General features: G+C 70.0%; 15 protein-coding genes and 2 pseudogenes. 11 read left to right on the forward strand and 6 right to left on the reverse strand.

The window, feature by feature from the left end; translation table 11 throughout:
* The 4 genes and pseudogenes from QHF83_RS50680 to QHF83_RS50695 all read right to left on the reverse strand — a co-directional run.
* Positions 1–681, reverse strand: a pseudogene (locus QHF83_RS50680) (hypothetical protein); the annotation flags it as partial.
* Positions 682–717: 36 nt separating this feature from the next.
* Positions 718–1098, reverse strand: coding sequence for a RidA family protein (locus QHF83_RS50685; RefSeq protein WP_282425394.1), 381 nt, complete (start codon positions 1096–1098; stop codon positions 718–720).
* A 16-nt stretch (positions 1099–1114) separates the two neighbouring features.
* Positions 1115–1786 carry a recombination mediator RecR gene (gene recR, locus QHF83_RS50690; protein ID WP_282425395.1) on the reverse strand — a complete coding sequence of 224 codons (672 nt, stop codon included), beginning with the start codon at positions 1784–1786 and terminating at the stop codon, positions 1115–1117.
* The gene (locus tag QHF83_RS50695; protein ID WP_272417595.1) at positions 1786–2109 is read right to left on the reverse strand and encodes a YbaB/EbfC family nucleoid-associated protein; all 324 of its coding nucleotides are present in this window, start codon (positions 2107–2109) and stop codon (positions 1786–1788) included. Before QHF83_RS50695 ends, recR begins: the two co-directional genes overlap by 1 nt.
* A 246-nt stretch (positions 2110–2355) precedes the next feature.
* Here QHF83_RS50695 and dnaX point away from each other — a divergent pair, with 246 nt between their 5' ends.
* Positions 2356–4425: a DNA polymerase III subunit gamma/tau gene (dnaX, locus tag QHF83_RS50700; RefSeq protein WP_282425396.1), complete on the forward strand. Its 2070-nt coding sequence runs from the start codon at positions 2356–2358 to the stop codon at positions 4423–4425.
* 8 nt (positions 4426–4433) lie between these two features.
* Positions 4434–5768: an MYXO-CTERM sorting domain-containing protein gene (locus QHF83_RS50705; RefSeq protein ID WP_282425397.1), complete on the forward strand. Its 1335-nt coding sequence runs from the start codon at positions 4434–4436 to the stop codon at positions 5766–5768.
* On the opposite strand, the gene bioA is transcribed toward QHF83_RS50705, so the two are convergent.
* Both bioA and QHF83_RS50715 read right to left on the reverse strand, forming a co-directional pair.
* Positions 5765–7102: an adenosylmethionine--8-amino-7-oxononanoate transaminase gene (bioA, locus tag QHF83_RS50710; protein ID WP_282425398.1), complete on the reverse strand. Its 1338-nt coding sequence runs from the start codon at positions 7100–7102 to the stop codon at positions 5765–5767. The two genes, QHF83_RS50705 and bioA, sit on opposite strands and share 4 nt — an antisense overlap.
* On the reverse strand, positions 7099–8673 hold the full coding sequence (locus tag QHF83_RS50715; protein ID WP_282425399.1) for an ATP-binding protein: 1575 nt from the start codon (positions 8671–8673) through the stop codon (positions 7099–7101). Before QHF83_RS50715 ends, bioA begins: the two co-directional genes overlap by 4 nt.
* Before the next feature lie 385 nt (positions 8674–9058).
* Here QHF83_RS50715 and QHF83_RS50720 point away from each other — a divergent pair, with 385 nt between their 5' ends.
* The 9 genes and pseudogenes from QHF83_RS50720 to QHF83_RS50760 all read left to right on the forward strand — a co-directional run.
* Positions 9059–11953, forward strand: a complete 2895-nt coding sequence (locus QHF83_RS50720) for a vWA domain-containing protein (RefSeq protein WP_282425400.1) — start codon at positions 9059–9061, stop codon at positions 11951–11953.
* Entirely contained in the window at positions 11935–13110 is a 1176-nt protein-coding gene (locus QHF83_RS50725) for a pre-peptidase C-terminal domain-containing protein (protein ID WP_282425401.1), read from the forward strand. The genes QHF83_RS50720 and QHF83_RS50725 overlap by 19 nt, the downstream gene beginning before the upstream one ends.
* 36 nt (positions 13111–13146) lie before the next feature.
* Positions 13147–13590 (forward strand): (2Fe-2S) ferredoxin domain-containing protein, encoded by a 444-nt coding sequence (locus tag QHF83_RS50730; RefSeq protein WP_282425402.1) that lies wholly within the window; start codon positions 13147–13149, stop codon positions 13588–13590.
* Positions 13587–14030 carry a hypothetical protein gene (locus QHF83_RS50735; protein ID WP_282425403.1) on the forward strand — a complete coding sequence of 148 codons (444 nt, stop codon included), beginning with the start codon at positions 13587–13589 and terminating at the stop codon, positions 14028–14030. The genes QHF83_RS50730 and QHF83_RS50735 overlap by 4 nt, the downstream gene beginning before the upstream one ends.
* A gap of 30 nt (positions 14031–14060) precedes the next feature.
* Positions 14061–14621, forward strand: coding sequence for an isochorismatase family protein (locus QHF83_RS50740; RefSeq protein ID WP_282425404.1), 561 nt, complete (start codon positions 14061–14063; stop codon positions 14619–14621).
* 134 nt (positions 14622–14755) lie between these two features.
* Entirely contained in the window at positions 14756–16159 is a 1404-nt protein-coding gene (locus QHF83_RS50745) for a sigma-54 dependent transcriptional regulator (RefSeq protein WP_282425405.1), read from the forward strand.
* A gap of 181 nt (positions 16160–16340) precedes the next feature.
* Complete coding sequence (gene gspC, locus QHF83_RS50750; RefSeq protein WP_282425406.1) at positions 16341–17309, forward strand: type II secretion system protein GspC; 969 nt, start codon at positions 16341–16343, stop codon at positions 17307–17309.
* A gap of 50 nt (positions 17310–17359) precedes the next feature.
* The gene (locus QHF83_RS50755) at positions 17360–17662 is read left to right on the forward strand and encodes a hypothetical protein (protein ID WP_282425407.1); all 303 of its coding nucleotides are present in this window, start codon (positions 17360–17362) and stop codon (positions 17660–17662) included.
* A 39-nt stretch (positions 17663–17701) separates the two neighbouring features.
* Positions 17702–17915, forward strand: a pseudogene (locus QHF83_RS50760) (hypothetical protein); the annotation flags it as partial.

The raw sequence follows: 17915 nt of genomic DNA on the forward strand, positions 1-17915 counted from the left end.
CTTCGCGGCGGCGGCCGGCTTCGCCTGGGCCTCCCCCGAAGCAGCGGGCGCGACGGCGCTCGGCGCGCCGGCTTGCGGACGATCGCGACGCGGGCCTGCGCCCTCGGGACGCGGACCACGCTCCGGCCTCGGACCCCGATCCGGACGCGGACCACGCTCCGGCCTCTGACCCCGATCCGGACGCGGACCACGCTCCGGGCGCGGGCCTCGATCGAAGCGCGGCGGCCTCTCGCCGCCTTCGGCGCGGGCTTCTCCGGGCGGAGCGCCGGGACGGGCGGGCCGGGCCGGGCCCATGGCCGAGCGCGCGGCGTTCGGGCCGGGCCGCGGGCGCATCCCTTCTTCCTGACGCGGAACGAAGTCGCCGCCGGTGTCCCTGCGGGGACCGCGGGGCGGCGGCCTGCCGCCGCTCGGCCTTGCGGTGCCGGCGGGCGGGCGGGGCCCACGCATGTCGATCCGGCGCACGCCTTCGGGCCTGCCGCCGGGGCCGGCGGGCTTCGGCGCGGGTGCGGCGGCGGCTTCGCCGGCGGCCGGCTCCTTCTTCGCCTCCCCGGCTTCTTGCGTGGGTGTTGCCTCCGCAGTCGGGCTGTCGGTGCCGGGCTCGCCCTCGCGCCGCGTGCTCGCTGAGCGGACGATCCTGCGCGTCTTCTTCTCGGGGTTGTCGCTATCGTCCTTGGTGGTCATTTCGAGGCTCCCCTGGGGATTGGCTTTGCCCAGGCGTCAAACATGGGCAATCGCATCGATTTCGACGGCGGCGCCCTTCGGCAGCGCCGACACTTGAATGGTCACGCGTGCGGGCGGCTCGGCGCCCACGACTTCTCCGTAAATCCGGTTGACGACCGCGAAATCGCCGAGATCGACGAGCCAGATCGTCGTCCGCACGACGTCGGGCCACGACGCGCCGGCGGCGCGGAGCACCGCGCCGAGGTTCGCGAGCGCTTGCTTCGTCTGCGCCTCGATCCCGCCCGCGACGAGCTCACCCGTCTTCGGGTCGATGGGGATCTGGCCGCTGCAAAAGACGAGATTTCCGGCGCGGGTGCCCTGCGAGTAGGGGCCGATCGCGGCGGGGGCGTCGTTCGTGGAAATGATGGTTTTCGGCATCTGTCGTACCCTCCGTTCAGCCGAAGCTCTTCCGGCCCTCGATGGCGCGGCCGAGCGTGACTTGATCGGCGAACTCGAGGTCGCCGCCGTGGGGCACGCCGCTCGCGATGCGGGTCACGCGCGCGCCGAGCGAGGCCATCTCGCGCGCCACGAGCAGCGCCGTCGCCTCGCCGTCCACCGACGGCGGCGTCGCCACGAGCACTTCGCTCACGGGCGCCTCGGGATCCTTCACGATCCGCCTGAGCCGCTCGAGCGGCAGGTCCTCGGCCGAGATCCCGTCGAGCGGCGAGAGCAGCCGTCCGAGCACGAAGTACTTTCCGCGCATCACGCCGCTCCGCTCGATCGCGAGCAGGTCTTGCACCCGCGCGACCACGCAGAGCAGCGCCTTGTCGCGCCGCTCGTCGCGGCAGATCGCGCACCGCACGGGCTCGCCCGGCGGAGCTCCTTCGGCGAGCTCGGCGATGTTCCCGCAGCGATCGCAGGGCCTCACGTGGTCGCGCAGCGCGGCGAGCTCGGTGCCGAGATCACGCGCGACCTCCTCGTCCGCTGTCGCCAGGAACAGGGCGAAGCGCTGCGCGGTCTTCTCACCGACGCCTGGCAGCCGCGCGAACAGGTGCGCGACACGGGTGAGGCGTTCCGGCAGAGAAGAGGTGCGCGTGACGTAGGAGGTGGGGCTCCGCGTGGCCACTACGTGTGCATTCCCGGGATCTTCACGCCGCCCGTGACCTTCGCGATCTCGGCTTCGACGTGCTTGTCGGCCTGCTCGAGCGCCGAGTTCGCTGCGACCGCCACCGCGTCGAGGGCCATCTCCAGGCCCTCGGCGGCGAGGAAGTCCGGATCGATCGCGATCTTCCGGACCTTGCCTTCGCAGGTCACGGTGACCGAGACCTTGTCCGACGCGGCGGTCGCCGAGATCTCGTGGTCCTTGATCTTGGCTTTCGCCTCGTCGATTTTGCGCTGCATCCGGGCCGCTTGGCGGACCAGCTCGTTCATTCCACCGCGAAATTGCATGGGAGGAGCGTGTATGCCGTGAAGTCGGCTGGGCTGCAAGGCCGGACGAACGCCCCGGCGCGCCTGATCGCCCTCCCTTGCCCGCCGCGCCGGTCCGGCTGCGCGCGCCGGCGGACGCCACGAGATCGCGAAGCGAGCTCCCTCGAGGGGGTGAATCGGCCGGGCTTTGCCCGGACGAGAGGGGGACGCGAGGCGTCCCCCTCGGGACGCGACGCGGCCGCGCCTTTCTGCTACGTCGAGGCGGCGATGAGCTACGTCGTCCTCGCGCGCAAGTACCGACCGCAGTCGTTCGAGGATCTCGTCGGTCAGGGGCACGTCTCGACCACGCTCGAGAACGCGATCGCCAAGAACCGCGTCGCGCACGCCTTCTTGTTCACGGGCGTCCGCGGCGTCGGCAAGACGACGAGCGCGCGCATCCTCGCGAAATCGCTCAACTGCGTGAAGGGTCCGACGTCGAAGCCCTGCCAGGAGTGCCCTCCTTGCAAGGAGATCACCGTCGGCAGCGACGTCGACGTCCAGGAGATCGACGGCGCGAGCTACACCGGCGTCGACGACGTCCGCAAGCTCCAGGAGAGCCTGCCGTACCGGCCCTCGCGCGACCGGTTCAAGATCTTCATCGTGGACGAGGTCCACATGCTCTCGAACAACGCGTGGAACGCGTTCCTCAAGACCCTCGAGGAGCCGCCGCCCCACGTGAAGTTCATCTTCGCGACGACCGAGGTCCACAAGATCCCGGTCACGATCCTGAGCCGCTGCCAGCGCTACGACTTCAAGCTCATCAGCGCGCTCTCGATCACCTCGCGCCTGCGCTTCGTCCTCGACCGCGAGGGCGTCGCCTACGAGGACGCGGCGCTCTCGATCATCGCCCGCGAGGCCGCGGGCAGCATGCGCGACGCGATGAGCTTGCTCGATCAGGTCCTCGCGTGGGTCGGCGTCGACGGCGACAAGCTCACGGCCGAGGGCGTCGCGCGGGTCCTCGGCGTCGCGGATCGCTCGGTCCTCCACGGACTCGCGGCCGCGCTCGTCGACGGCGACGCCGAGGCCTGCCTGCGCACGGTCTCCGACCTCGCGCATCAAGGCTACGATCTGCCGCACGTCGCCCGGGATTTCCTCGCGCATTTGCGGGACCTCGTGGTCGCCAAGGTCTCCGCGGATCCGACGGGCCTGCTCGACCTCGCCGACAGCGAGCTCGCCGATGTGAAGACCCTCGCCACGCGCGCGGAAGCGGACGACCTCACGCGCTTGCATCAAGGGTTCTCGCGTTCGTTCGATGACATCACCCGGAGCGGCCAGCCGCGCGCGGCGCTGGAGATGACGCTCGTCCGCCTCGCGCGCCGGCCGCCGCTCATGCCGGTGGACGATCTCTTGCGGCGGCTCGGGGAGATGGAGCGTCGTCTGCTCGGCGGCGGCGGAGGCGGCGGCGCGCCCGGAGCCTCGGGCGGCGCCGGGCAGGGACGGCCCATGCAAGGCGGCGCGCCTCCCGGCCAGCGTCGGGCGTCCGCCTCGGAGGCTTCGTCGCCTTCCCCAACACCTTCGGCGTCTTCACCGGTGCCTCCACCAGCTTCCCCAGCCGCTCCGGCGTTTTCACAAGCCCCTCCGGCGCCTTCACGGGTCGCTCCGGCGTCTTCACAAGCCGCTCCGGCGTTTTCACCACCCGCTCCGGCGTTTTCACCACCCGCTCCGGCGCCTTCACGGGTCGCTCCGGCGTCTTCACAAGCCGCTCCGGCGTTTTCACCACCCGCTCCGGCGTCTTCACAACCTGCTCCGGCGACTTCACGACCGCCTCCGGCCAACGGCGCCGCCTACACGAACGGCGCGGCACACACCAACGGCGCGGCACACACCAACGGCGCCACGAACGGCCGTCTCGCGGCCCCGAACCCCGCCGATCTCGCCCCCTTTCGCGCCGTGATCGAGCTCGTCCGCGCCAAGCGCGCGCCCCTCGCCTCCGTGCTCGAACACGCCGCCCTGATCCGCATCGGGTCCGACGGCATCGTGCTCGGCTTCGAGGCCGACTCCTTCCTCGGCAAGCAAGCGCAGGAGCCCATCGCCAAGGAGGCCATCCGCGCCGCCCTCGCCGCGCATTACGGCGGCAACCCCGACGTCACCTTCGAGGTGCTCCGCCCCCAGAGCGGCGCGGTCACGCTCGCGCAGATCGAGGGCGCCGGCCTCCGCGCCCGCCTCGACAACGCGCGCCGCGCCATCGCGGATCACCCCCTCGTCACGGCCGCGATCGAGCTTCTCGGCGCCGAGCTCCGTGACGTCCGCCTCGGACAGGAAGACGCTGCCGCCGCCGAGCGCATGTCGACGCGCTAGGATCGGCCATGCGCTTGCTCCCCTTCGCCGCGGCGATCGCGGCCCTCTCGCTCCTCGTGCCCGCCGAGTCCCACGCAAACGGGCGCTTCCCCATCGCCGACCAGCTCGTCGTCGATCCCACGGATCCTTCGCACATCGTCCTCCGCACCACGTACGGCATCCTCGAGAGCTCGAACGCGGGCGGCACGTGGTCGTGGATCTGCGAGGGCGCGGTCGGCTACGGCGGCACCCAGGATCCGGCCATCGGCGTGCTCGGCGACGGGACGATCCTCGCCGGCATCTTCGAAGGCCTCAGCGTCAGCCACGATCGGGGCTGTTCCTGGGGCTTCGTCCAGGATCCCTTGAAAGACGAGTACGTCATCGACGTCTCCGTCCACCGCGACGACCCCTCGCGCGGCGTCGCCATCACCTCCACCGGCAAGGGCACGGACGGCTTCCACGTGATCCTCGCGGAGACCGCCGACAACGGCGCCACCTGGACGCAGGCCGGCACGCCGATCCTCAGCGATTTCATCGCCCTCACGGTCGACGTCGCGCCTTCGAGTCCAGAGCGCATCTACGCGAGCGGCATCGTGGGGAAGTCCTTCGCGCCCGCGATCGAGCGCTCCGACGATCGTGGCGCCACGTGGACGCGCACCTACCTCGACGCGGCGTACGCGAGCTACGTCCCGTTCCTCGCCGCGATCGCGCCGGATAACCCCGACCGCGTCTACCTGCGCTTGAGCGGCGATCCCATCGACAAGCTGCTCGTCAGCGACGACGCGGGCGCGACGTTCACCGAGGTCTTCACGGGCACGGACGATCTGCTCGGCTTCGCCCTCTCGCCCGACGGCACGCGCGTCGCGGTCGGCGGCCCCAAGGACGGCATCCAGATCGCGAACACGGCCGACCTCGCGTTCCAGAAGGTCAGCAGCATCTACACGCGCTGCCTCACGTGGACGACCACGGGCCTCTACGCGTGCGGCAACCAGTTCGTCGACGGCTTCACGGTCGGCCTCTCGAAGGACGAGGGCAAGACGTTCGAGAACATCTACAACCTGGCCGAGATCTGCCCGCTCGAATGCGGCGAGGGCGCCACGACCCCGGAGGCGTGCGTCATGAGCTGGCCCGGCATCGCGGCGACGCTCGGGATCGATCCGAGCGCGTGTGGCGGCATCAACCCGAGCAGCGGATCGGGCAGCGGCACCGGAGGCGGCGCGCCGCGCGAGCTCGAAGCGGCGGGCGGATGTGATTGCGACTTCGGAGGCGCGTCGGGTGCGTCCGGCGCAGCCGTCCTGGCCGGGCTCGGTGCGCTCGTGTTTCGGTTGCGAAGGCGCAGGGAGCGCCTGGGGAAGACGCGCTAACGCAGCACCGCCCGCACGCTCTCCTCGACGATCCCGAGAAGCGTCTCGAGTTCGTCGTCCGTGATCGTGAGCGGCGGCGCCACGTACACCACGTCTCCGAGCGGCCGCAGATACGCCCCGCGCCGCCGCGCCTCCGCGAACACCCGCCATCCGAGCCCGCCGAGGTAACTCGCGCCCTTCGACAGATCGAGCGCCCCGATCATCCCGAGCGATCGCGCCCGCGAAACACCCGGGATCGCGCTCATCGCCGCGAACGCCTTCGCGATCCGCGCGGCCTTCGGCTGGGCCTTCGCGAGGATCGCTTCCTCGCGGAAGATCGCGAGCACCTCGCGCGCGATGGCCGCGCCGAGCGGGTTTCCGCAGAACGAGTGCCCGTAATAAAAGGCTCGCTCCGGCGCGCCGAGGAACGCGTCGAAGACCCGCGGTGTCGCGAGCGTCGCCGCCATCGGGAACATCCCGCCGGAAAACCCCTTCGCGAGGCACATCAGATCGGGCGCGATCCCCGCGTGCTCGCACGCCCACATCGGCCCCGTGCGCCCGTAGCCCGTGAACACCTCGTCGATCACGAGCAGCACGTCGTACCGATCGCAGAGCTCGCGCGCATGCCGCAGGTACGCCGCGTCGTACATCCGCATCCCCGTCGCGCCTTGCACGAGCGGCTCCAGCACGACCGCCGCGATCGTGTCGCTGCCCTCGGCGAGCAGCTTCGAAAGCGCCTCGAACGCCCGCGCGTAGCCCGCGTCCGCCGGCGTATCGCCCTCGGGCGGCGGCACGTGGATGCACTCCATGAGCACGCCCGCGAACGGCTTGCGAAACACCTCCACGCCCCCGAGGCTCGTCGCGCCGATCGTCTCGCCGTGGAACGCGCCGTCGAGCGCCACGAACCTCCGCCGCTCGGGCCGCCCTTCGTTGTGCCACATCTGCAGCGCGAGCTTCAGCGCGACCTCCACTGCCGTCGAGCCGTCGTCGCTGTAGAACACTTTTCCGAGCCCAGGCGGTGCGATCGCCACGATCTCCTCGCCGAGCACCGCCGCGCCCTCGTGCGTCACGCCTGCGAGCGACACGTGGCAGAGCTTCTCGGCCTGACGCGCGAGCGCCGCCACGAGCCGCGGGTGGTTGTGCCCCAGCGTCGCGACCCACCAGCTCGAGTTCGCGTCGAGGTAGCTCCGCCCATCCACGTCGAAGAACCGCGCGCCCGAAGCCCGCTCGACGACCAGCGGATCCACCTCGTCGATGTACCGCTGCATCGGCGTGTACGGGTGCCACACGTACCGCTTGTCCGCGCGCACGATCTCCGCGCGCCGCTGTGCCCTTTGATCTACGCCTCTCGTCACGCCTTCCTCCCCGCGAACGCGCGCCGCACCTCCACCGGCATCGGTGGAAGCGAGCTCGTACGGTTGATCTCCGGCGGCACCGATCTCCGCCCCGGCGGAGGCTCGCCCTGCTGCGGCAAGAAGATCCGCACCTCCGTCCCCGCGCCCACGTCGCTCTGGATCGACAGCCGCCCGCCGTGCGCGTCCACGATCCGCGCCACGATCGCGAGGCCGAGCCCCGTCCCCGCCGCGCGCGTCGTGAAGAACGGATCGAGCGCGCGATCTCGCACCGACGTGTCCATCCCCTCGCCCGTGTCCGCGATGCGCACCTCGACCCCGCTCGCGCCGCTCTCCGCGTGCGGCACGAGCGTCACCGTCAAGGATCCGCCAGTCGGCATCGCTTGCAGCGCGTTCGTCACGATGTTCTCGAACACCTGCCGGAGCAGCATCGGATCGGCGTGGATCCGCTCGAGCGGCTCCGGCTCGACGAGCGTCACCTTCACGCTCGTCTGGTTCTGCGACAGCGCGAGCGCGCGCTCCACGATCTCGCGCGGCGACACGAGCTGACGCTCGCAGCGCACCGGCCGCGCGTACCGCAGGAGATCCCCGACGAGACGGTTCAACCGCGACGCCTCCTCGTCGAGGATCCCGAGCAGCGTCTGCCGATCGTCCTCGCCGAGCCCTTCACGCCGGAGCGTCGCCACCGCGGTCGTGATGATCGCCAAGGGATTGCGCACCTCGTGCGCGATCACCGCCGACAGCTCTCCCACGGCTGCGAGCTGCTCCTTGCGCACGATCTCCGCCTGCGCCGCGCGCAGATCCTCGTAGGCCCGCGCGATCTCCGCCGACCTCTGCTTCAGCTCCGACGCGCGCTCCTCCAGCCTTTGCCGCAGCGCCACGTACCGCGACAGGAGCGACATCACGACGCCCATCACGAACGCCGCGTATCCGTACGGGCTCGTGAGCGGCTTGCCTTGCCCGAGCACCGCGTAAAACCCGTCGTAGCCCGTGCTCACGACGAGCGCGAGCGCGCCCCACAAGGACGGCAGCAGATCTGCCCGCCCGCGCAGCGCGCTCCGCACGAACACCGTCGCCCCGAAGATCGCCGCCGCGAACGAGCCGACCGACACCACCGCCGCGAGCGGATGCGCCGGCGTCGTCACCTCCACGACCGAGAGCCCGAGCAGCGTCACCGGCGCTTCGGCCACGGTGTCGAACTGCCGCACGTGCTCCACCACGCTCGCGACGCCGAGCAGCGCCGCCGCGCCGTAGATCGCGAAGAGCACCCGCGGGGTGAGCCGCACCTGCGAGAGCTGCGCGACCACGTGCGCGAGCACCGCCGCCGCGAGCAGGCGCCCCACGTCCGACGCGAGCAGCGCGCCGCGCACGAAGGCCGCGTCCCGCATCACGTGCAGCGCCGCCACGCCCGCCGTGTGCACCGACAGCGCGAGGCAGAGGAACCCGAACAGGACGAAGTCGACCTCGCGGCCCCGGAGCCGCTCCTTCCGCCGCGCGATGAAGCAGAACGTGGCGATCGCGACGTACGCGACCACCCAAGCGCTCAAGAATCCGGCGATGGAGTGGGCGTGCACGGTCCTTGGAGCTTTCCCCGATCCTGCGAGCCAGGGCCATCGGGAACCGGCCGCAACCTCGGGCCGGGAAGGGCCTGCGCCCGCGCCGAGCATGCGCGTGGACCCGTGCCTCGACAAGCTCGTTTTTCGAGGCGACTCCCCTTCCCCACCCGCGCCCAGGGACCGCGTACGCCGATTGTGAAACGGTTGCGGCCCGCGCAACTTTTTCCCCGGTAGACGCCGTTACCAGGCCCCTCGACTGCGAAGCCACCCACGCGCATTTCGCCTCCGCGCCTGGCCCTTCGCGTGGGCACCGGCCGACCGTTCGGGGCACGTTGCTTGCTTCTTTCGCCTCGGATCCTGCAGTCTTTCCTTGTTGCGAAGGATCCACCGGAGGTTTCGACCCATGGCGCGTGCGTCGGGCAGATCGACAGGGACGCTCGAGAAGAATGGCTCGTCCGGCGCGGGATCCCGCGCGGCTCTCCGATCGACCTTCGCCCTCGTGATGCTGGTCCTCGCGCCTCTGGGCGTGGTCTTCGCCGCGTGCTCGGCCGAGGGCCCGCTCGAGACGCGTCCTCCCGAGGGGGGCAGCGGCGGCAACGGCGGCGGCGGCGGGACCGGCGCCGGGACGAGCGCGGGGCCCTGCGTGGATGGTCAGGTACGCGAGTGCCACGTCACGATCGGCGAGCAAAACGGGATCCTCACCTGCCTCGACGGCACGCAGCCGTGCGTCGAGGGAACGTGGGCCCCCTGCGCCGAGGGCACCATCTCCTCTCGCGCCGCGCCGCCGAAGGCGAAGATCCGCGAGACCTCCGCGCGCCCCGACGACGGCCAGGGCGGCATCATCATCCTGAGCCACGTCTCCGGCCCGTGCGCCAACAACCCCTGCGATCCTTCGTGCCAGGTCTTCGACGAGCAGCCCGACGCCGGCCTCACGCCCGACGCGGGGGGCAGCGTCTACAACTGGCAGAACGGCGACCTCAGCGATTTCCCGAACGGCCTCGTGAACAAGGGCCTGAAGGAGCCGTGCGCGCAGGCGAGCGACTGCCAGTTCAACATGCAGTGCGAGAGCCCGTCCTCGAACACGTGCTCGCACCACAAGTGCGCTGTCGGCGACGGGCTCTACCCCGACTGTGATCCGTGCGTGAAGACGATCTGCACCGCGGATCCGACCTGCTGCCTCACCCCGTACAGCGGCACCTGCGCGCACGACCCGTGCGTCACGGGCGTCGGCTTGAAGAAGACCTGCAGCACCTGCGTGAACACCGTCTGCACGGCCAACCCGAGCTGCTGCACCGGCACGTGGACGCAGGCTTGCGTGGACGCCTTCGGCACCGCCTGCTCGAAGAACTGCGCCGCGGTGCAGGGGAGCTGGACGCCGAGCTGCGTCGACAAGGTCTACAGCCTCTGCGGCGCCGAGTGCGAAGCCGACCCGCCCTGCGCGCACGACAAGTGCTACTCGGGCTCCGCGCTCAGCGCCGCTTGTGACTCGTGCGTCGCCACGATCTGCCAGGCGAGCCCCTCCTGCTGCACGACGAAGTGGGACAACCTCTGCGTCGACAAGGTCAAGACGCTCTGCAACGAGAGCTGCCCCGCGAAGGGCGCGTGCACGCCGTGGCTGCCCGGCGAGACCGACCCGAAATGCCCCGGGATCGACCTCTCCGTCGGCGTCCCGTGCAGCGGCGTCGTCCCCGTCTGCAACCACGGAAAAACCCCGGCCCCCGCGGGCATCCGCCTCGTCCACTTCCCTGCGAACTCGCAGCAGTACCCGAAGTGCGCGCCCGACCAGACGCACCCCGGCATGATGGAGTGCCTCACGCAGCAGATCATCCCGCCCGGCCAGTGCATCAACGTCGACGCGAACGCCTGCGGCATCGGCAACGGCAACCGCGAGATCATGATCAATCCGCCGAAGAAGACGGCGGCGAACCCCTACATCACGGAGTGCTTCTGCGAGAACAACTGGTCGCTCGCGAGCGGCGGCAACGCCTGCGAGGCGCCCGATTGCTCCTCCGTCACGAGCCGGACCATCCGCCCCGTGAACATGTTCGTCCAGTTCGACCGCTCGGGCTCGATGACCACGAACGACCGGTGGGGAAAGACCACCGGCGCGCTCAAGGCGTTCTTCTCGGATCCCGCGTCCGCCGGCATCGGCGTCGCGCTGCGCTTCTGGGAGCACTTCAAGCCCGTCACGGGCTGCGACGACACGAACTGCAGCATCGACGCGTGCGCGGTCCCGCTCGTCCCGCTCGCCAAGCTCACGACCGCGTCTGCGCCCACCGACACGCAAGAGCAGAAGCTCCTCAACGAGATCAACAACACCCTGCCCGCCGCCGACACGCCGCTCTTGCCCGCGCTCGCCGGCGCCGAGAAGTGGGCCAAGGCCTATCAGCAGGCGAACCCGAACCAGCAGACCGTCGTCGTGTTCGTCACCGACGGCTACCCGAACTCCTGCGGCAGCGACTCGAACACGATCGCAGGCTACGCCGAGGACGCGTTCACCAACGCCGGCGTGCTCACGTACGCGATTGGCATCCAGGACGCGAACGTCGCCTTGATGAACCTCATCGCGCAGAAGGGCGGCACGGCCAACGCGTTCTTCGTCACCGATCAGGGCGACGCGCAGCAGCAGATGCTCTCGGCGCTGCTCGAGATCAAAGGCGACGTCGTCGCGTGCGAGTTCGATCTGCCGAACGCGGGCCTCTTCGATCCGTCGAACGCGACGGTCACGTTCACGCCCACCTCCGGCAACGCCGTGACCTTCGCCAAGGTCGCGAGCCAGGCCGCGTGCGGCAACGGCTGGTACTACGACAACCTCCAGAACCCGAACAAGATCTTCCTCTGCCCGACCACGTGCCAGACCGTGCTGAACTCGGCCGGCGCCACGATCGACGTCGAGCTCGGTTGCCCCGGCGCGTACACCGCCGAGACGTTCAAGCACGTCTACGAGGCCACCTGCCCCACGGGCACCAAGGTGCAGTGGGGCTACTTCGCCTACGACAGCGTCACGCCCGGCGACTCGAACCTCGTCTTCGCCGCGCGCACCGCGGACACTGCAGCCGCGCTCTCCGGCGCGTTCACCACGCTCGCGACGGCCAAGGCTTCGCCCGCCGACACGCAGCTCTGCACCATGGCCGGCCCCGCGCCTTGCCCGGTCGACGTGTACACGAAGCTCGGCTTGCCCGGCGCGCGGCAGTCGTTCCTCGAGTTCTCCGTCACCTTCAACCCGACCACCAACAAGGGCGCCGCGCCGACCCTCAACGGCTGGGAGATCACCTACTCGTGCGTCGACAGCGAATGACCTCGCCGCTCTGGCCCCTCGCCGTGCTCTTTGGCCTCGCGCTCGTCGCGTGCGGCGAGGACGAGCTGCCGCCGCGCCCGACCACCACCTCGTCGAGCTCCGGCAGCGGAGGACAAGGCGGCGCGGGCGGGCAAGGCGGCGCGGGCGGCGCGGGTGGACAAGGCGGCGTAGGCGGCATCGGCGGGCAAGGCGGCACGGGCGGCAGCCCTCCCGATCCCGTCTGCGGCGACGGCAACCTGAACCCCGAGATCGGCGAGGAGTGCGACGACGGCAACCCCGGCGGCGCCGACCTCTGCGACGCGAACTGCAAGCTCGTCACGAGCGAGACCGAGCCGAACGCCACGCCCGCGCAGGCGAACGCGTGGAGCTCGCCGTGGGGCGCCGAGATCGCGCCGGCCGGCGACGTCGACGTCTTCTCGTTCGATCTGCCCACGGCCGCGAGCCTCGTCGTCGAGACCCGCGACCCGGGCGACGGCGCGTGTGCGGCGTCGAAGCTCGACACCTTCGTCGAGATCCTCGGCTCGAACGGCGCCACCGTGCTCGCGAGCGACGACGACGCGGGCGAGGGCTACTGCTCGCGCGCCACGCTCTCGCTCGTCGATCCGGGCCTCTACTACGCGCGCGTCACGGCCGCGCCCGACGCCCCGACCCCCACGTTCCACTACCGCCTCGTGATCGACGCCATCACCAACACCTGCGGCGACGGCGTGCGCACGCCCGGCGAGCAGTGTGACGACGGCGGCACCACCGCGGGTGACGGATGCAGCCCGACCTGCAAACTCGAGATCCACGAGACCGAGCCGAACGACACGATCGCCCAGGCGAACACCTATACGAGCGGCTGGCAGGCGATCCTCTCGCCCGTCATGGACGCCGACTACGTCTCCGTCCAGGTCGCGGCGGACGGCTCCGCGATCACCGCGCAGACGGGCGACGCCGGCCTCGGCGGCTGCGCGATGAGCACGCTCGACACGATCGTCACGATCTTCGACGCCACGGGCAAAGAGCTCGTCACGAACGACGACGCCCTCGGCTACTGCTCGCTCGCCAAGGCGGAGAACGTCGCGGCCGGCACGTACTACGTGCGCGTCACGGCGGGCGGCCGCGCCTCGGATCCGAGCTACTACGGCCTCTCCGTCTCCGTCGCGCCCCCCTGACTTGACCGCCGCGAGCCCCGGCGTAAGGCTCGCGGCGTGCCTCAGCGCAAGCGTTACCTCTTCGTCTGCGTGAACCGCCGCCCCGACGGCACCCCCAAAGGCTCGTGCGCGCAGCGCGGCGCCGTCGAGATCCACGCCGCACTCAAGGACGCGCTCAAGGACCGTGGCCTCGCGAAGACCGAGGTGCGCGCCTGCACGGCGAGTTGCCTCGACGTCTGCTGGGCCGGCCCGGCGATCGCCGTCGAGCCCGACGGCTACTTCTACGGCCGCGTCACCATGGAGGACGTCCCCGAGATCGTCGAATCGCTCGCGAACGGAACCCGCGTCGAGCGACTCCTTTTGCCCTCCAACGATTTCGACGAGAAGACCGCCGCCCCTCCCCTGCCCGTCGACGCTCGGGGGCTCCGCTCGGACAAGCCGAGCTCTGCCCCCGAACCCCCGGCTCCCAAGCCCAAGCCCGCGGAGGGCGGCGAGCCGTGAGTGGCTTCGAGTTCCGCGAGACGATGGCGGGCAGCTACCACCGCGTGGACGAGCCTCACCAAGAGCGACCTCTCGCGTTCACGATCCGCGCTCGCAGCGCTCCGCTCCTCCGCTTCCTCCGCCGCCCCGAGGTCGAGATCGAGGGCGCCATCGACGCCCCGGGCCTCGCGGATCACCGCTACCTCCGCGGCACCCTCGGCATGGACCTCCTCCGCACGGGCACGCTCCCCTACGCCTTCCGCTTCCGGGGCGACGACGACAAACCGTACGTCTTCGAGGGCCAGAAAGACGTCTCCGCGCGGGAGCTCCTCGAATCGATGACCGTGCTCCCCGGCGCCATCAAGGACGAGCAAGGCGCCGTCGTCGCTCGCGCGCTCCTGCGCTTCGACGCTCGCAGCGACCTCGTCAAATTCTTGAGGAGCTTCCGGCTCTCTCGCTGACTGCTCTCGGTACTCGTTGGAGGACAAACGATGCGACGGCTCGATCCCAAGGTGAGCGTGGTGCTCGTCGTCGACGTGCAGGACAAACTCGCCGCGGCGATGCCCGAGGACCGCATGAAGGACCTCGTCCGCGCCGCCACCGTGCTCCTCGAAGCCGCGGGCTTGCTCGGCGCGCGCGTGCTCGCCACCGAGCAGTACCCCGCGGGCCTCGGCCACACGATCGCGCCGATCGGCGACAAGCTCCGCGCCCTCGGCGCGCCCGTCGTCGAGAAGCTCGACTTCTCCGCGTGTGACGAACGTGGCTTCGAGCGCGCGTGGGCCTCGATCGGCGCGCCGCGCAGCGCGATCGTCCTCGGCATGGAGACGCATGTCTGCGTGATGCAGACCGTGCGCGAGCTCGCCACGCGTGGCACCAACGTGCACGTCGTCGCCGACGGCGTCGTTTCGCGCCGTGACGATCACCGCGCCATCGGCCTCGAACTCTGCCGCGCCGCCGGCGCCACGATCACCACGATGGAGACCGTCGTCTTCGACTGGCTCGGGCGCGCTGGGACGGACTCGTTCAAAAAACTCTCGAAGTTGATCCGCTGACACCCTGGCAACGGGACATCCTGGCAGCGGCGCATCTCGTCCTTTTTCGTGATCCCAACCACCTCACCTTTGCCAAGTTGACGAACCGTCAGACAACGTGGACACCGTGCCTCACGGTGTGACATGTTGTCGACATGGTTGACGAGCTGTCAGGATCTTCGACGCCCGCGCCTCCCGAGGCGAAGGCGGGGGCCGACGCGCCCACCGTGCTCGTGGTGGACGACGAGCCCAGTAACCTTGCTTCCATCGAGAAGATTTTCCAGCGCGACGGCATGCGCGTCCTCACCGCGTCCTCGGCCCGCGCTGCGCTCGACGTGCTCCGCGGCCACCGCGTCGAGGTCGTCCTCACCGACCTCATGATGCCCGGCACCAGCGGCATCGAGCTCCTCCGCGCGATCAAGCAGCTCGCCCCCGACACCGAGGTCGTCCTCATGACGGCGTACGGCACTGTCGAAACGGCCGTCCAGGCCATGCGCGAGGGCGCCTACGACTTCGTCGAAAAGCCCCTCAAGCGGATGACGATCATCAAAAGCGTCCGCAAAGCCGCGGAGCGCCGCTCCCTCGTCGCCGAAAACCGCTCCCTCCGCCAGGAACTGAAGCTCCTCACGAAGCGCGAGATCATCGGCTCGAGCCCTGCGCTTCGCCGCGTCCTCGACGTCGCCACGCAGGCCGCGCCCTCCTCCGCCACCGTGCTCGTCCTCGGCGAAAGTGGCACCGGCAAGGAGCTCGTCGCTCGTTACATCCACGATCACAGCGCACGCCGCCACGGGCCTTTCGTCGCGGTCAACTGCTCGGCGATCCCCGAAACCATCCTCGAAGCCGAGCTTTTTGGCCACGAGCGCGGCGCCTTCACCGGCGCTTTCGCGCGCCGCGAGGGCCGATTTGCCAAAGCGGCGGGCGGCACCCTCTTCCTCGACGAGATCGGCGAGCTCACTCCATCCGTTCAGGTCAAGCTCCTGCGCGTCCTGCAGGAAAACGAATACGAGCCCATCGGCGGCGATACCGTCCGCGCCGACGTTCGAATCGTCGCCGCCACCAACAAGGACCTTCGCGCCGAGATCGCAGCCGGCCGCTTCCGCGAGGACCTCTTTTATCGTCTGAACGTCATCGCGATCACCGTCCCTCCGCTCCGGGCGCGCCGCGAGGACATCCCCCTGCTCGTCGACCATTTTCTCGGCGTCTACTGCGCGAAGAACAATCGCGGCCGCCTCGAAGCCCCGCGCGAGGTCATCGCGCGCCTGCTCGACTACTCGTTCCCCGGCAACGTCCGCGAGCTGGAAAACGTGATCGAGCGCGCCGCCGTCCTCTGCCGCGGCGAGAAATTGTCCGTCGAGGACCTACCCGAGTCGATCCGCGAGAGCCTCGCCGCGGCCCCCGAGACGATCACGTTCTCGGTCGGGACCCCGCTCGACGAGGTCGAACGCCGGCTCATCCGGGAGACCCTCCGGTACGCCCATGGCGACAAATCCGTCGCCGCCCAGCTCCTCGGGATCTCCACCCGCACGATCTATCGCAAGCTCGGAGAGATCGAGGGTTGATCACCGGGAAGACCGGGGCTACCCCGGCGCTTGAAAATCCGATTGTCACTTTGGCAATCCTCGCCGCCCCCACCCTCCCCCCTTCGCCACCTTGTCGATCGTGGCCTTCCCGCGCGAAAAAAGGCGCGGGAAGCGCTAAGGTCGGGGCTGGCACGTCTCTCGCTAGTACGGAGCTGGGCTCATGGGACTCGACGCGATCCTGAAGCGCTACTTTCCCGCGGTCATCTGCCTCTTGATCGCCTCCGCCGCCTATTTCCAGGCGTCCGGAATGGGCGAGCTCGTCGCCGGCAGCGTGCTGCTCGATCCGTCGTCGATGCCGCCGCCGCCGCCGCCGCCCAAGGGTGGCGCGTCGCACACGAGCTCCGGACAGGAGCGCACCGTCAACGCCGGGCCGATCCTGAGCCGCAACCCGTTCGACTCCATCACGGGCCCTCTCGACGGCAAGCCCCTCGATCTCCCGAGCGCCCCCGAGGCGCCGGCGCCCGATAGCAGCGATCCCTATAACGATCCCGTCTGCGACGTCGGCAAGGTCCTTTTGATCACGCAATCGGAGGATCCCGATTGGTCGTTCGCGGCCATCGCGGGCTCGGACGGCAAAGCGCAGCTCCGCCGGCGCGGCGACGACGTCTCGGGCCATCAGGTCTTCTGGATCGGCTGGGATCGCGTGTGGCTCACGAGCGGCAGCTCGCGGTGCCAGATGCAGGTGCACGGCGAGCCGCCGAAGAAGCTCGCGTCCGCCTCGCCTGCGCCGAGCACGGATGCGCCGAAGCCGAAGGGCAAAGGAAAGGCCGTCCCGAAGGAGATCGCGGACAAGATTCACAAGGTCAGCGAGAATCAATTCGACGTCGAGCGCTCGGTCGTCGACCAGATCCTGGAGAACCAGGCGGAGCTCATGCGGTCGGCGCGCATCGTACCCGAAAAGGAGGGCGACAAGGTCGTCGGGATCCGGCTCTTCGGCGTGCGCCCGGAATCGCTGCTCGGTACACTCGGCCTCGAGAATGGCGACCGCCTCCAGTCCATCAATGGCTTCGAGATGAGCGACCCGCAGAAGGCGCTCGAGGCCTACGCGAGGCTCCGCAGCGCGGACAAGCTCCAGGTGAGCGTCAATCGGCGCGGCAAGCCGATGACGATCGATTTCAACATCAAGTGACCGGGACGAACGGTTCCGCGACGAACGGCATCGAGACGGGAGACCGAGGGATGGCCAAGCTCAAGCTGCCTGCATTCAACGAGGGGAGCCTGCTCCAGCGAACGCTGCTCTACGTGGGCACGTTCGTCGTGGGCTCGATCGGCTTCGTCGCCCTCGCGAGCCTGCTCGTCGTCACGATCGCGAAATCGGTTTTGCCCGCCCGGGGCGAATCCAGCGAGGCGAGCGAGGATAGCTCGGACAAACCGGCCGAGATCGCCGCGGCGACGCCGGGCAAACCGAGCAGCAAGCTCCCGCGCCCGAAGCGGAACAAACCGGCCGCCCCGGCCGAACCGCCCGCCGAAGCCACGCCCTGAAGTCTTCCGTAGCGAATGACCGAATCGAATTCGAGGATCATGAACACGCCTTACAGAAACTCCCGCCTGGGAAGGTTTGGCTTCGGTTTCGCAGCGCTGCTCTGCGCCTCCGCACCGGCGATCGCGTCCGCGCAGAATGGTCCGCCGCGCGGCGCACCCGTCCTCAAGACGCCCGGCGCGCGCCCGCAGCTCGCCCCGCCGCCCGGCGCGGGCGCGCCCGCCGCTGCGGCTCCGGCCGCGCCCGGCGGCGCGG

This window comes from Polyangium sp. 15x6 (genome assembly GCF_029960785.1).
Classification (GTDB): Bacteria; Myxococcota_A; Polyangia; order Polyangiales; family Polyangiaceae; genus Polyangium.